This is a genomic window from Clostridium moutaii, assembly GCF_041205085.1.
GTDB lineage: Bacteria > Bacillota > Clostridia > Clostridiales > Clostridiaceae > Clostridium_B > Clostridium_B moutaii.
Genome location: NZ_JBGEWD010000033.1, coordinates 1 through 14,271, shown reverse-complemented (window position 1 = coordinate 14,271; position 14,271 = coordinate 1). Strand labels below are relative to the sequence as shown.

Below are 14,271 nucleotides of genomic sequence, written 5' to 3'. Positions count from 1 at the left end.
TACTGCAGGGGAGGCCCTGTGGGAGAGCAGGTCATCGCCAGATAATTTTATATGGTTCACTAGCTCAGTTGGTAGAGCACATGACTTTTAATCATGTTGTCCGGGGTTCGATTCCCCGGTGAGCCACCAAAGGAAGTATATTATATACTTCCTTTTTTGTTTTAAAAAGATTTGCAGCTAATTATTTAATACATATAATGTCTCCCCGTGTTATGTCTTTTAAAATTTGTGGAGTTAATTTGAAAACTGCATGAGGTGTTCCGGCAGCAGCCCATATTTCCTCATATTTCATCAAATCTTCATCAATTAAAGTGGTTAAGGAATTTTTATGGCCAATGGGTGGAATACCCCCTATGGCAAAACCGGTTTGTTCTAAAACAAAATCTGCATCTGGTCTCTGTACTTTTTCTCCAATATATTTTTTGATTGCTTTTTCATTTACTCTATTTATGCCGCTTGCTACTATAAGTATAGGTTTGTTAGAAGCTTTACCTTTGAAAATTAAGGATTTGGCTATTTGACCTACACTACAACCTATTGTATCAGCTGCTTCCTGTGAAGTTCGGGTAGAACCAGATAATTCTAATACATTTAGCTTAAATTTAAATTTATCAAGTACATTTTGTATTTTTTCAGCACTTTTGCTGAGATTATTAGATGACATGAGAATTACCCCCTTTATTTTATTTAATTAATTTAAATGTTATGGTATTATAATAATATTCTTGTATTATATATTATACATAAGTACATTATAATATACAATATATTGGAGGAGAATAAACTTGAAAGATTTTAATTTTATAATAGGAAAGAATTTAAATAATATAAGAAAACAAAAGAACTTAAGTCTAGATAAAGTGGCTTTGCTGACTGGTGTGAGCAAAGCTATGTTGGCACAGATAGAGAGGGGAAATTCAAGTCCTACAGTAACTACTCTGTGGAAAATTGCCACAGGTCTTAATGTTTCTTTTTCTTATTTTATGGAGGAAAAATTCAGTGAAGTTATTTATGTCACTTATAATGATATAAAGCCAATAATTGAAAGTGATAAAAAAATGAGGGTATATCCTCTTTTCCCTTATGATAATAAGAGAAGGTTTGAGATATTTACTATTGAATTGCAACCAAGATGTAATCATGAATCCCCACCACATAATGATGGACTGGAGGAATATATTATTGTCAATAGAGGAGAGCTGGAAATGATAATAGGTCAGGATGTATATAAATTGAAATGTGGTGATGCCATAAGGTATTTAGCCAATAAGCCCCATTGCTATAGAAATACGACAAATAATACAGTAAGCTTTCAGAACATAATTTATTACCTTAAATAATTAGCTATATAGTTATATATAAAATGAGAACATATTTATGTAAAAGATAAACATGTCCTCATTTTCAATAACAAGTATTTAGAAATATAATTTCATTGATTAGTATAAATTGTATCCAGGAACCGTCTACCGGCAGGAGTTTTAAAATACTTATCTTTCATGAATTTTATAGCAGCTTTTTTAATATTATCTTCATATGCATTAACTAAAAAATCACTCTCAATTAATATCTGCAAATCCGTTTTATCAATTTTGTTGTAACTATGGTGATTGCCTATTAAGAAGCATATTCTTTCTATTATATTCTCATCTAAATTGAGACCTTTCAGCAATTCTTTAGCTATAGGAGGACCTTCAATTTCCTGATAATCTCCAGCTGAACTATTATATTTTCTTTCGCTCTCTTTAATTCCTATATCATGAAGTATAGCAGCTAATTCAAGGATAAGCATGTCATATTCATTTAATTTTTCTATGCCTCCGATGCTTTTACAAAAACCATATACCTTTAAAGCATGATTTATTCTTTTAATATCATTTCCAAAATAAGATATCATTTTTCCTATAACATAACTAGTTATATTTATCATAATTTCCTCCTTGCGTTTTATTCGATGACTATTATTGTTAACATTCCCAGTTTTTTAAATTGGAGATGATAAGCAATGATACGTTTATGTGTAAGTTCTTTTAAGGTGCGGTACAAAAAGCATTTCCTATGGGCAGACTCCAAATGAATCGAAAAATCACTTGATTTCATTAATTCTATTATAAATAAATCATACTAATATAGCAAAAGGAGAAAGAAAATGAAGATAAATAATCAAAAAAAAGAACTTTTATTTTTGTATAAATTTTAAATTTTGCATATCTACTACTTAAGAGAAACTCTCTTATAAAAGTAAACAATTGGAGGAATATAAAAATGGGAAAGAAATTACCATATAAATATAATTTAAAAAAGGGAAAAATTAAAAAGGGAGATTTATTATTTCATGAGCATGTAAAGAAAAACGTAATAATACCTCAAAGTGCAGATTTAAGAGAAGGATATGGGTCAATTAAAGATCAGGGCCAATTAGGAGCTTGTACGAGCTTTTCCGCATGCAGTGTATTGGAATATTTATTAAATAAAGATGTTTCTCTATCAGAATTATATTTTTATTTTCAGGAGAGAAAAGAAGATGGAGATATTAAAGAAGACAGTGGTAGTTCAATTTCATGTTCTGCTGAAGTTGCTGCTGCTATAGGAACATGTACTGAAATCTTAGATCCCTATGATATAAGTAAATTTACTGTTCCGCCCACTCCAGAAATGGACGCAGATGCTAAAAAGCATAAAGCAGTAAAAAAATATGCTGTTACTACTATAGATGATATTTTATATTCTGTTGGAGTGCTTAAAAAACCAGTACTAATAGGTATAGATGTGTATGAAAGCTTTGAAAATATAGGCTCAGATGGATATATACCCATGCCACGTAAAGGTGAGGAATTACTAGGAGGACATGCTCTTAATGTATGTGGATATTTTCATAAAGATAAAAGTATATTTGCTCAATTTGAGGGTGAGTTTGAAAAAATATTTACTAAGACTAGATATAAAGGATTATATTTTATAGTCAGGAATAGTTGGGGTACAAGCTTTGGAGATAAAGGATATATTTATATGCCTGCACAGTTTTTATTAAAATATTCAAGTGATTGGTGGTATATAGATCTAAAATAAAACAAGGAGTGATATGTATGATAAAAGGCTTAATTATGGAAGCATTGCCTGCCGTGATCACTATAATTATATTGGTTATATCACCTTATGTCTATGCAACTCTAAAAACTATATTGGGACAGAAACGTCTTCATGAAGTTGAGGTCTTTGCTAAGGATATAATTAATAGCATATTACAACAATATCCTGGAATTGAAATTGAGGAATTAGTTTCAAAGGCTCTTGAAAGCTTGGAAAATAAATTTGGATTAAAATATTTTACGGCAGAGGATTTTGAAAATATTATAAGGGCAGTTATAAGAGATTTACAATTAAATGATACAGAAGTGTTTAATCTTATAGACAATGCTGTATCAAGTAGTGTTGGAAGTTCAGCAGAAAAATATCTTTCAGGGAAAATAACAGCAGATAAAAGAAAAGAAGCTGCTGTAAATGCAATTACCGCAGTCTTAATTCAGGCTAAAGTCCCTATAACAAGTGAATTAAAAACTATTATAGATTCAAAGATAGATTCTGAAGTATACAATCTAAAAACTCCAGAGGAACGTAAAAATCAATTACAAAATATTGTAACTCAATAATTTTAAGTCTAGGGCAAAATTGCTCTAGGCTTTATTTTTATAAAAAATGAAAACCACCTGCTATGCAGGTGAGTTCAGGAAAACTTAAACAACGGACAAAAAACCTCACTTTGATAAAATAGAAGGTGAATCATGATATATTAATGGAGAGGTTCTCGAGGAAAATAAAGGATAAAAGTGTATTTAAATTAATTAGACGATACCTTAAATCTTGAATAATATTAATATGATGCTGATATTGGTCATTGCTATTGGCGGATTTGTAAATGATTTTTCTACAAGATTTTCTGCTTTTTTATAGGGGAGAATGTAGAACAATATCTCAAGTAAAAAAGGTCCTTTAAAAGGCATGAAAAGTTTTCTTTTCTATAAAAGGAACGAAACAACATAGTATATCAATTCAATCCGGAAACGCATATTAAATATTTATAATAAAACTACGATAATATAACTATAGTATTTTAATAGGAGATGTACGTCTATGATAAGTTCAATTTCTTCTAGTGGAATAAAGAGTATATCAAGCAGCAAAACTGGTAAATCCAATGAGGATCAGATAAAGATACTGCAGCACCAGAAAGCAGCAGTTCAGAAGCAGATAGACAATATAAAAAATGGTAGTTTGGATACTAGAACAAAGCAGGAGCTTATAAAACCTCTTCAAGGTCAGATTCAAAGTATTGAGGCACAAATTTAGCAGGTACAGATGGATCAGATAGATAATAAAGATAGTATTTCTGCTTCAAGAGGAAAGACCCAGACAATTTTTGATACTTCAGAGTCAGGTTTGGAAAATAAAATCAAACTTTCAAAAGATACATTTTAATGTGTCCACTTCAGTAGGTACAGCTTTAACAAGAAAAATACTGGATAATGGACAGGAAAATGCTCAGCAGATGATAGAAAGTATCAGTGAGATGCAGGATCCAAATCTGGGGAAAACTCTTGATGTAAAAGCATAAGCCGTTGTACGAATATGTAGTTGGTGTTTAGAAAAGCTAATATACAGGATTTGAAAATAGAAAAATAAGTTATTTAAGAGCGTTAAAGATATCAAAAGGAGGTGAGTGATTATTTCATTCACCTCCATTGTAATTCAAGATTTAATATTGCCTTTTTATTATTTGAAAACTGGAATTTGTACTTGTATTGTAAAATGGGTATTATAAAATTTACAGCTTATAAATTAAAACATATTTTACATGAAAACTGAAATTGTTGAAGTGATTTTTATTTATAAATAGTTATATTAGTGTAAGGATAAAAAAGGCGGTGATGACTATTCAAAAAAATGAATTTGAAAATTAGATAAGACAATATGAACGTTTAATCATTACCATCTGTTTTCCTTTTACAAAAAATTATTTTGATGCAGAAGACACTGCACAGCAAACTTTTTTAACTGCTTATGAAAAGTTGAATAAATTTTATGTTTTCCATAGATAAACTGCTCAAACTGGACAAAAATTTATTTGAAAAACAGAGATTGTTTTTTGGGATACTTCTGGTTTGTATGGGTATGTACCTTATATGGGACAATATAAGACGTATTATTGAGTCATATATAGATCCCGTATATACTTATGGTTATAATGTCCGTGGTACTTGCAGCCACTCTGATATTTATGAAAAGGGCGGTACCGGAGGTATATGAGTCGTAAAAATTAATAGCATAAAAGCATGAGTGGTGTAGAAAATGTGTATATTAAGAAGTATACCTCAAATATTTTTGTGGATGGGGCACGATGTGAACTATATGGATACAATGATTATCTTCTGAATCAGTTTGATAAATATTTAATGAGGGGGAAAATATCCAGTGAAGACAGGCATAGTTAGCAAAAATATTGGAAATTCCGGCTGGATTATAGGAGGATATCAATTTATAACTCATGAAGATGTATTTACAAAGCAGGAATTCAAAGGCAGTTTGGCAAATGGCAAGGATAATAAATTGTCAGCAATTTATATAGATATAAACAGCAGTAAATTTGAATTCATAAAGAGCGGGCTCAAAGCAATAACCAGTAAAGACAATAGAATAGGGTATGATTCAAATACAGATTGGAGAAAAGAGATTGAAAACCAATATATTACAATGATTAATAGAATCAGGTATAGTGGATAATTAGATGTTCCTCTAAATTAGAATAACGAGAGCATCCTATCATGTACTGAAACATAAATTACATAATATGGTATTGACATCTATATAACTTCAAAGAAAAAAAGGCATAATTGCCTCTTAATCAGTAAACAAATTAAATATTAATACCTGATTTTATCTTAATGATAAGACTACTTCTTCACTTGTTCTAATCTTACCTATTCTAGGGAAAATGTATCTACAAACATAATCATGCTCTTTTTTTGTCGAAGCTGTCATTGCATCTTCAATAAAAATTTGATTATAACCACGTTGATAAGCTTCTCTTGCTGTAGTATCCACTCCAATTCCAGTAGAAACACCACATAGTGCAATAGTATCAATTCCACGACGTCTTAACTGCAAGTCAAGATCAGTGCCATAAAATGCTCCCCATTGTCTTTTGGTAATATGATAAGCATTTTTAAAATTTTCTAATTCAGGTACATACCTATCCCAGCCTTCCGATAATTGCATTGGATTAATTTTTAAATCCACACTTGGTCTAAATATATCTTTTCCATCTACAGAGGAAACTCTTACAAGAACTACAAAGGCTCCAGTGGACCTGAATGCATTAATTAAGCTGCTTGCATTTTGAATAATCTCTGCACTAGTATGAGGTGAATGTTCCTTGTTTACAATTCCCTTTTGCAAGTCTATAACTACAAGGGCTGTTTTTTCCGCTTTAATAAATTCAGCTTTATTTGTTAATTTTATATCTCCCATTTTCTTCACTTCCATTCATTTTATTTTTTGCGTGATACTCATTCATTTAAATTAAGCTTTTTATATACTCTAAAATAAACCCACACTGCATTTATCAGTAACAATACACTTGTAATAAAAAATACATACCTGATACCCAAATGGGATGCCACTTGGCCACCTAAAACTGAACCTCCAAATATGCCTAGATACCCTGCCGACATGTTAAAGCCAAAAACTCTGCCTGTAAGAGAATCTGGTGTAATTCTCTTCACTAGGATATTAACAGAAGGAATCAACCCTGCGGATGCTAATCCTAATAAAAATCGAAGCGCCATTAACTGCCAAGGATTTTTTACAAAGGCTTGTGGTATAAAAATTAATCCTGCCATTACAAGGGCCACTAATATAACTTTCTGTGCTCCAATCTTATCAGAAAGTTTCCCAAGTCTTGGAGCAGCAATTATATTTGCCAGCCCCGAGGCTGAGAATGCCATTCCGGCTAACAGAGCAACGTGACTTGTATTACGAGATAACTGGGTAACATATACTGTTATGATTGGTTCTACAGAATATAATGCCACAGTTAATACAAAAAAGGTAACAAGAATGGTAACAGTTAAGCTTTTTTCAGGAACAACATTCCATATCTCCTTGACACTATGGGCCTTTTTATCCTGACGAGTAAAAGATTCCTCTACAAATAAAGAAGTTGTAATAAATGCAATCAGCAGCAGTGCACCTGTCATAAAAAATACATTTTGTAAACCAAAGGTCTCTTCTATAAAACCACCAATCATTGGTCCAAGTAAAGATCCCGCAATGTTTGCTGTTGAAAGCGTACCTAAAGCCCATCCAGCATGTTCATTATCCGTCTGAGTTGCAATTAATGTAGTACAGGCTGTACTATAACCCGTTATAACTCCCTGCAGCAATCTTAATCCTATCAGTTCATATACATTTTGTGCAAAACCCATGCTGCCTATAACTACCGCCATGCCAAGGCTTGCTCGCAAAAGCATTGGTTTTCGTCCGAATTTGTCAGCGGCATGACCCCAGACTGGTGAAAAAACAGCTGAAATTATAAAAGTAGCACCAAAAGCAATCCCTGAAAATTGTTCAATTAAAGCTGTATTAGAAATACCAAGATGTTTTATGTAGAGTGGCAATACCGGTGCAATCTGGCTCATTCCTATACTTGATACAAACATTCCAAACCAACAAACTATTAAATTCTTTTTCCACATTTTCATAAATATATCGCCATCCCTTGATTTTAAAAATAATTATAAACTATAAATAGTAGCTTGTAAACTATTATTTATAGTTGAAAAATATGTTTTATAATGTTAAGCTATTTTTATCCGATGACTACCCACTCTAATACTCCCATCGGGCTCTGTGAAAGTGATTAACAGGGAATCAAAGGTTTTGACTTTTTACTATTCTTCCAAAGCGGGTGTAAAGAGTGGTTACGTCCCTGGATAATAACTTCTAAGCATTAGGTGGAATAAAAACTCCGCCTAATGCCAAGAACTTTGTTTATAAAGTGAAATTATAGGGAGTGATAAACTGATGCAAAAACGAAATTTAACCAAGGAAAAAATTATTCAAGTTGCTTTCTTATTAGCTGATGAAATTGGTCTTAATCAAGTTACTTTCCCAAAAATTGCAGAAAAACTGGATATAAAATATCCATCTCTATATAATCATTTTACTAATATGGATGATCTTAAAACACAAATGACGGTATATCTTTTAAATGAGTTGAATTTGAAATTAATGCAAAGACTAATTGGTAAAAGTGGTGAGGATGCTATCAGAGAGTTTGCATGTGTTTATAGAGATTTTGCTTTTGAAAACAAGACTGCTTATGGGCTCTTGATGAATAATCCAAGTACAGAAGATGAGGAAGTAAAGCGTTTAGCAAAAAAAACTGGTGGCATTATTCATAAGGTTTTAGATTTTTATATCAAGGATAAAATATATTTAATTCATAAAAGCCGAGAATTAAGAAGTTTATTACATGGTTTTGTCTCCTTGCATTTTCTTGGATATTTCCAAAATAAAGTAAATCCAGAAGATAGTTTTGAATTGATGATAAAAGATTTCATTTTGTCCCTTTCGAGAAAATAGAAAAAGGTACTTTAGAAAATTTTGTTTATAGTTATGATATAATTGGATTGTACAATTAAATTATCAATATATTTGGCTGGAGGTAAAAAAATGAAGGACTTGGATTTCCTAAAAATGATTTGTGAAGCTCATGCACCCAGTGGAAGAGAAGATTGGCTGTATTCTATTATAGAAGATAATTTTAAAAAATTTGGACATATAACCATGAGTAAATTAAATAATATTTATATACATAAAAAAGGTAAAACTTCTAATAAAATAATGATAATGGCCCATGCTGATGAAGTGTTTTTAATGGTTAATGAAATTTCAGGTGAAGGATTTATAAAGTTTAAAGCCTTGGGAATAGATCCTAAAAGCCTTGTATCTCAGGAAGTTATTATTCACGGGACAGAAGATGTAGAGGGAATTGTAGCATTGAAGCCTACTTATAATGATAAAGATAACAACGTGGTCAAGATGGAAAGATTATATATAGAAACTGGCTATAATTCAGAGAAATTAAATAATTTAGTTAAAATAGGGGATTACATTACTTTAAAGAGAGATATGATTGAGCTTTTAAATGATAATATATGTTGTAAATCCATAGACAATAGGGCAAGTATTGCAGCTATGTATGTATGTGCAGATGAACTGAAAAATGTTAATTCAGATCTGGATGTTTATTTTGTATGCTCCTGCCAGGAGGAAGTAGGTCATAGAGGAGCTAAGATGGCAAGCTATGAAATTAAACCGGACATAGGTATTGCAATTGATGTGACTTTTGACGGTGGAAAATTTGGAGATAGTGACAGGGAGAATAAATTAGGAGAAGGGCCTGTTATATGCATAGGACCTAACGTACATCCTAAGCTTAGGAATAGAATAATAAAAACAGCGGATAGGTATAATATTCCCTATCAGGTTGAAGTGGAATCAGGAAATACAGGAACAGATGCCTGGGATATCCAAACTGCTGCAGGAGGAATACAAACCCTTTTGATATCTATTCCTATAAAATATATGCATACTTCTGTAGAAATAGTTAATTTAAAAGATATTAGGAATACGGGAAAGCTTTTAGCAAGATTTATTCAGGAATTAAATGAAAATGAATTGGAGGGATTATTTTGTTTTTAGAAAAACTTTGTAATTCCATAGGACCATCTGGTTATGAAAAAGAGACAGGAAAAGTGATAATGAGTGAATTAAAAGTGTTCACTGAAAATGTAAATCTAGATAGAATGGGCAATATTGTAGTTCATAAAAATGGTGGAGACAATTCTACCAAAATAATGGTAGTTTCTCATATGGACGAATTAGGTCTTATAATAACAGCTTACAATGAAGATGGTACTTTGAGGTTTTCACCTTTAGGTAATGTGGATAAAAATTCATTGCCATGCAAAACCATTTTGATTGGACATAAAAGAGTGCCGGGAGTTATAGGAATAAAGCCAATACACCTTCAAAGCAAAGAGGAAGTGAATAAAAGTCTATCCTGTGAAAATATGTGTATAGATATAGGGGCTTCCTCTAAGGAAGAATGTAAAAAGATTATTTCATTAGGGGACTTTGTGGTATTTGATAATAACTTTTTTTACTTTGGAGATAACCTCTTAAAGGGCAGGGCCCTGGATAATAGAATAGGTTGTTCCATACTCATGGAATTATTAAAAGAGGATTATAAATGTGATCTATATGGTGTATTTAGTGTACAGGGAAATATAGGACAAAGAGGAGTTTATGCAGCAGCTTACAACATTGATCCTGATATAGTCATAATTTTAGATGCTGTAAACAGCACGGATGGATTGGAAGTACCCGGCTATTTAAAGACCATCCGATTGACAGATGGTCCTGCGATACCGTTTAAAGGAGGAGAATCCATATTTGACAAGGATATTGTAGAATCTATTAGAAATAAAGCAATTAGTATGGGTATTCCCTATCAAAAAGTTGGAGATACCCAGGAAGAAGGGGAACTTAAGGCAGTTCGTCTTACGGTTGATAGTTGTAAAATTGCGGCAGTACTAATACCTTGTAGATATATGAATTCTAATATTTCTGTATGCAGCAGAGTTGATTATGAGAATACTTTGGTTCTGTTAAAGAGCTATTTGGAAGAATTATAGTATAGGTTATTTAAAATATAGAGAGGTGAGGATTTTGGATAAGCTTTTAGTAAAATTAATTAATTCTTTTGGAATCAGCGGCAAAGAAGATGAAGTGAAACAGGTAATAAAGGATCATTTAAATAAAATCAGTCAGGAGGTATATGAAGATAATATAGGAAATGTAGTAGTGAAATCAGGATCCGGTGAAAATAAAATTATGTTATGTTCCCATATGGATTCAGTGGGATTTATAGTGAATCATATAGATGATGATGGAATGATCAGAGTGAATAATATAGGTAATTTTAATAAAAAGGATATATCACACAGCTTTATAAGATTTGACAATGGTACATTAGGTAAAATATATACCTCTTCCAAGGGCATGCTTGTCGACATAGGAGTAAAAGAAAAAGAAGAAGCATATAAGAAAGTAAATGAAGGTGATATGGCATCCCTTGTAGGTCCATATTTAAATGTAGGTGATAATAATGTTATAAGTCCTCTTTTACATAATAAAGTAGGGTGCTATGTACTTTTAAAACTTATAGAGGAAATCAAAGTGGAAGGAGCTGAAATTGATTTTGTATTTGCTTCTCAGGGTGAAGTTGGAGGCATAGGAGCGAGAATTGCGGCAAATAGTATAAATCCTGATTATTGTATAGTTATAGGTACTGAGGATGCGAAAAATGCAGAGAAAGTAAATACTAATGTAAATATAGGGGAAGGTCCTGTACTCAAGATTATGGATAATTCCCTTATAATGCATAAGGATATAAAAAATATATTAGAAAATGCAGCAAGAAAAGTGGAGGTGAATCTCCAATATAGTATAAGTACAGATAAATCTGAGGGAGGATTAGTTCACAAGGAAAGGATTGGCATAAGAACCGGGGAAATTGCAATACCTTGCAGATATAAATATTCTACTTCAGAAATGGTTTCTATTAATGATATAGAAAATACTATAAAAGTACTAAATCAATTGGGAAATTTTAACGATCTTATATAGAAATTTACCATATTATTATGAAGGGTAGAGAAAGGTTTAAATATGATATGAAAAAATTTAAATGGGTTTTAGTAGTACTATGGATGGTGGGAATATTTGCTTTTTCCAGTCAGAAGGCAATTGTATCAAATAGAAAAAGTGAATTTGTCATATATGTATTTCAGGTTTTGGGTTTGAATTTAAATAATGTGTTTGGAAATTTAGCTAATTTCATAGTGAGAAAAGTTTCTCATTTTTTGGAATATTTTATATTGGCAATATTGTTATTCAATGCGGTAAAGGAAAATTTGAAATTTAAAAAATTAGCTGTTTTTTTAATTACAGTGGTGTTTTTATATTCTTGTTCAGATGAAATTCATCAATTATTTGTACCAGGGAGAACGGGGAGGATAAGAGATGTGATAATAGATACTATGGGAGGAATTATAGGCTTTCTAGTATGTTATTGTATTCATAAAAAAAAAGCAAATAAGGAGCTCTAAAGATTATCTAGAGCATCCTTTAATTTTTCCCAGTCCTTTTTGTACATGGATTGAAAATTTTCATTTCTGTTATAAGTTAAGGCGGAGGGGTGGTACATAGGGAATATGTATCTTTTAAGATTTTCATTAAAATAAACATCTCCGTGGCATTGGCCTATAGAATTAAATTCAGTGAATCTTTTTAGAGGTGTATTTCCCAAAGTTATAATTATTTTAGGATTGACCAATTCAATTTCTTCATTTAATATGTCCTCAAATAGTTCTATTTCAGAAGCTTTTGGAGTCCTGTTGCTTATAGTTTCTCTGCCATTTTTACCTTGATTTATTTTAATAGGTCTAAAAAAACAGGTATTTGTTATCCTAATCATTTCTCTTTTCAAACCAATTAAATTCAAATACTTTTCAAAGGTCCTGCCAGCCATGCCAACAAAAGGTTTTCCCTGTTGTACTTCTGTTTTTCCGGGAGCTTCACCTATAAATAATATATCACAGGGAATAGGACCGTCTCCTGAAATATATCCACCTGTTGGGGTATCATTGTAGCTTTCATATACCTCTTTAATTTTTTCTGTAAGTGTTTCTTCAATATTATTCATAAGAGATTTCCTTTCTAATCAAGATTAATTATATTTTCTTATATTTTAACATAGAGCGGACATGCAAGGAGAAATTTCTATTATTTTCAATATAATTGTATAAATATATATTTCTCCAATAAAATAAATTATATGCCGATTAAACAATTGTACTCATACATTTTGTAAATAAAAATACTGATGATATAATGCTAGTAAAATTATAAGGGAGTGATTTTGTTGAAAGTTCCATATATAATGACACCAGGACCTACAGAGGTGAGAGAAAATGTAAGATTAGCCAGAAGTATGCGATGTACAAATCCTGATTTAGATATTCAATTCTATGACTTTTATAAGGAAACTTGTGAAAATATAGCTAAACTTTTAAAAACCAAAAATCAAGTCAGAATATTAAGCGGTGAAGGTATGCTTGGATTAGAAGCCGCATGTGCTTCTCTTACAGAAAAGGGAGATAGGGTGCTTGTAATTGACAATGGAATATTTGGAGAAGGGTTTGCAGATTTAGTGAAATTGTATGACGGGGAAGTGGTGTTTTTTAAAGGAGATAGGAAAAGAGAAATAAATGTAGAAGATTTAAGAAGATTTTTAGATAAGGATAGTAATTTTAAATATGCTACAGTTGTTCACTGTGATACTCCTTCAGGGGTATTAAATGATATATCAAAAATATGTCCTATGCTTAAAGAAAAAGGAATATTGACTTTAGTGGATAGTGTGTCTGCCATGGCAGGAGAAAATTTAGAAGTTGATAATTGGCATATAGATATAGTGGTGGGAGCATCCCAAAAGTGTATTTCGGCTCCTCCAGGACTTTCTCTGCTCAGTATTAGTCAGGATGCTTTTCTTGCGATGAAAAATAGAAAGAACCCTATAAAATCTTTTTATTGCAATTTATTAGTTTGGGAGAAGTATTATGAAGATAAGTGGTTCCCATATACGCCGCCTATAAGTGATATAGCTGCATTAAAAACAGCAGTGGATAATGTTTTAGTGGATGAGGACGTTCTAGAAAGACATAATAAAATTGGCAGAAGTGTAAGAAAGGCTATTGAAAAAGCAGGATTAAACTTATATATAAAAAAGGGATATTCCAATACTGTAAGTGTTATTGAAATTCCAGAGGGCATAGATGAAAAACAGCTGAGGAAATATATGATAGATAATTTTAATGTTCTAATAGCAGGTTCTTTTGGATATCTAGAGGGAAAGGTAATTAGAATAGGACATATGGGAGAAAATGCAAGAGAAGATATAGTGAGTTATACTTTATATTCCCTCCAGAAAGCTTTAGAGCATTTTGAATTTAAATGTAAATGTGATATGGCATACTGTTTTTTGAAAGAGATAAATGTTCTATAAAATGTGAAATGATGAACTCCATAAAATCAACATAACCTGGTGTATCGGTATGCGAATATTGGAGGAAAAGATATATTATA

The 14,271-nt window shown here is 31.5% G+C and carries 19 protein-coding genes, 1 tRNA gene and 1 pseudogene; 16 read left to right on the top strand and 5 right to left on the bottom strand.

Annotated elements, in window-relative coordinates:
* Positions 1–53 precede the first annotated feature (53 nt).
* Positions 54–129 (top strand) — tRNA-Lys (locus AB8U03_RS17705).
* 52 nt (positions 130–181) lie between these two features.
* On the opposite strand, the gene AB8U03_RS17700 is transcribed toward AB8U03_RS17705, so the two are convergent.
* Entirely contained in the window at positions 182–664 is a 483-nt protein-coding gene (locus AB8U03_RS17700; RefSeq protein WP_369705872.1) for a YbaK/EbsC family protein, read from the bottom strand.
* Between the two features lie 121 nt (positions 665–785).
* Between AB8U03_RS17700 and AB8U03_RS17695 the strand changes: the two genes are divergently transcribed.
* A complete protein-coding gene (locus AB8U03_RS17695; protein WP_369705871.1) occupies positions 786–1,340 on the top strand; it encodes a helix-turn-helix domain-containing protein in 555 nt (184 codons plus the stop codon).
* A gap of 92 nt (positions 1,341–1,432) precedes the next feature.
* Here AB8U03_RS17695 and AB8U03_RS17690 read toward each other — a convergent pair whose 3' ends face one another.
* Positions 1,433–1,930, bottom strand: coding sequence for an HD domain-containing protein (locus AB8U03_RS17690; protein ID WP_369705870.1), 498 nt, complete (start codon positions 1,928–1,930; stop codon positions 1,433–1,435).
* Between the two features lie 335 nt (positions 1,931–2,265).
* On the opposite strand from AB8U03_RS17690, the gene AB8U03_RS17685 reads away from it, so the two are divergent.
* The 8 genes and pseudogenes from AB8U03_RS17685 (at position 2,266) to AB8U03_RS17650 (ending at position 5,778) form a co-directional block, all read left to right on the top strand.
* Positions 2,266–3,069: a C1 family peptidase gene (locus AB8U03_RS17685; RefSeq protein WP_369705869.1), complete on the top strand. Its 804-nt coding sequence runs from the start codon at positions 2,266–2,268 to the stop codon at positions 3,067–3,069.
* A 17-nt stretch (positions 3,070–3,086) separates the two neighbouring features.
* Positions 3,087–3,650, top strand: coding sequence for a hypothetical protein (locus AB8U03_RS17680; RefSeq protein WP_369705868.1), 564 nt, complete (start codon positions 3,087–3,089; stop codon positions 3,648–3,650).
* Between the two features lie 481 nt (positions 3,651–4,131).
* Positions 4,132–4,347 (top strand): FlxA-like family protein, encoded by a 216-nt coding sequence (locus AB8U03_RS17675; protein WP_369705867.1) that lies wholly within the window; start codon positions 4,132–4,134, stop codon positions 4,345–4,347.
* A gap of 130 nt (positions 4,348–4,477) precedes the next feature.
* Positions 4,478–4,612, top strand: a complete 135-nt coding sequence (locus tag AB8U03_RS17670; RefSeq protein WP_369705866.1) for a YjfB family protein — start codon at positions 4,478–4,480, stop codon at positions 4,610–4,612.
* Between the two features lie 346 nt (positions 4,613–4,958).
* Positions 4,959–5,078: pseudogene (locus AB8U03_RS17665) on the top strand (sigma factor); the annotation flags it as partial.
* Position 5,079: 1 nt separating this feature from the next.
* Positions 5,080–5,304 carry a hypothetical protein gene (locus tag AB8U03_RS17660; RefSeq protein WP_369705865.1) on the top strand — a complete coding sequence of 75 codons (225 nt, stop codon included), beginning with the start codon at positions 5,080–5,082 and terminating at the stop codon, positions 5,302–5,304.
* Positions 5,305–5,330: 26 nt separating this feature from the next.
* Complete coding sequence (locus tag AB8U03_RS17655; protein ID WP_369705864.1) at positions 5,331–5,489, top strand: hypothetical protein; 159 nt, start codon at positions 5,331–5,333, stop codon at positions 5,487–5,489.
* Positions 5,470–5,778 carry a hypothetical protein gene (locus AB8U03_RS17650; protein ID WP_369705863.1) on the top strand — a complete coding sequence of 103 codons (309 nt, stop codon included), beginning with the start codon at positions 5,470–5,472 and terminating at the stop codon, positions 5,776–5,778. Before AB8U03_RS17655 ends, AB8U03_RS17650 begins: the two co-directional genes overlap by 20 nt.
* 153 nt (positions 5,779–5,931) lie before the next feature.
* Here AB8U03_RS17650 and AB8U03_RS17645 read toward each other — a convergent pair whose 3' ends face one another.
* Together AB8U03_RS17645 and AB8U03_RS17640 are read right to left on the bottom strand one after the other, a co-directional pair.
* Positions 5,932–6,525, bottom strand: a complete 594-nt coding sequence (locus tag AB8U03_RS17645) for a hydrolase (RefSeq protein WP_369705862.1) — start codon at positions 6,523–6,525, stop codon at positions 5,932–5,934.
* Between the two features lie 38 nt (positions 6,526–6,563).
* A complete protein-coding gene (locus AB8U03_RS17640; RefSeq protein ID WP_369705861.1) occupies positions 6,564–7,757 on the bottom strand; it encodes a multidrug efflux MFS transporter in 1,194 nt (397 codons plus the stop codon).
* Between the two features lie 322 nt (positions 7,758–8,079).
* Here AB8U03_RS17640 and AB8U03_RS17635 point away from each other — a divergent pair, with 322 nt between their 5' ends.
* The 5 genes from AB8U03_RS17635 (at position 8,080) to AB8U03_RS17615 (ending at position 12,233) form a co-directional block, all read left to right on the top strand.
* On the top strand, positions 8,080–8,640 hold the full coding sequence (locus tag AB8U03_RS17635; protein WP_369705860.1) for a TetR/AcrR family transcriptional regulator: 561 nt from the start codon (positions 8,080–8,082) through the stop codon (positions 8,638–8,640).
* Between the two features lie 90 nt (positions 8,641–8,730).
* Positions 8,731–9,762: a zinc-binding metallopeptidase family protein gene (locus AB8U03_RS17630; RefSeq protein WP_369705859.1), complete on the top strand. Its 1,032-nt coding sequence runs from the start codon at positions 8,731–8,733 to the stop codon at positions 9,760–9,762.
* Entirely contained in the window at positions 9,753–10,757 is a 1,005-nt protein-coding gene (locus tag AB8U03_RS17625) for a M42 family metallopeptidase (RefSeq protein ID WP_369705858.1), read from the top strand. The genes AB8U03_RS17630 and AB8U03_RS17625 overlap by 10 nt, the downstream gene beginning before the upstream one ends.
* 25 nt (positions 10,758–10,782) lie before the next feature.
* Positions 10,783–11,751 (top strand): zinc-binding metallopeptidase family protein, encoded by a 969-nt coding sequence (locus AB8U03_RS17620; protein ID WP_369705857.1) that lies wholly within the window; start codon positions 10,783–10,785, stop codon positions 11,749–11,751.
* A gap of 47 nt (positions 11,752–11,798) precedes the next feature.
* Positions 11,799–12,233 (top strand): VanZ family protein, encoded by a 435-nt coding sequence (locus tag AB8U03_RS17615; protein WP_369705856.1) that lies wholly within the window; start codon positions 11,799–11,801, stop codon positions 12,231–12,233.
* On the opposite strand, the gene AB8U03_RS17610 is transcribed toward AB8U03_RS17615, so the two are convergent.
* Positions 12,230–12,829, bottom strand: a complete 600-nt coding sequence (locus tag AB8U03_RS17610; protein WP_369705855.1) for a uracil-DNA glycosylase — start codon at positions 12,827–12,829, stop codon at positions 12,230–12,232. The genes AB8U03_RS17615 and AB8U03_RS17610 overlap by 4 nt on opposite strands.
* Before the next feature lie 219 nt (positions 12,830–13,048).
* Here AB8U03_RS17610 and AB8U03_RS17605 point away from each other — a divergent pair, with 219 nt between their 5' ends.
* Positions 13,049–14,191: a pyridoxal-phosphate-dependent aminotransferase family protein gene (locus AB8U03_RS17605; protein WP_369705854.1), complete on the top strand. Its 1,143-nt coding sequence runs from the start codon at positions 13,049–13,051 to the stop codon at positions 14,189–14,191.
* Positions 14,192–14,271: the final 80 nt, after the last annotated feature.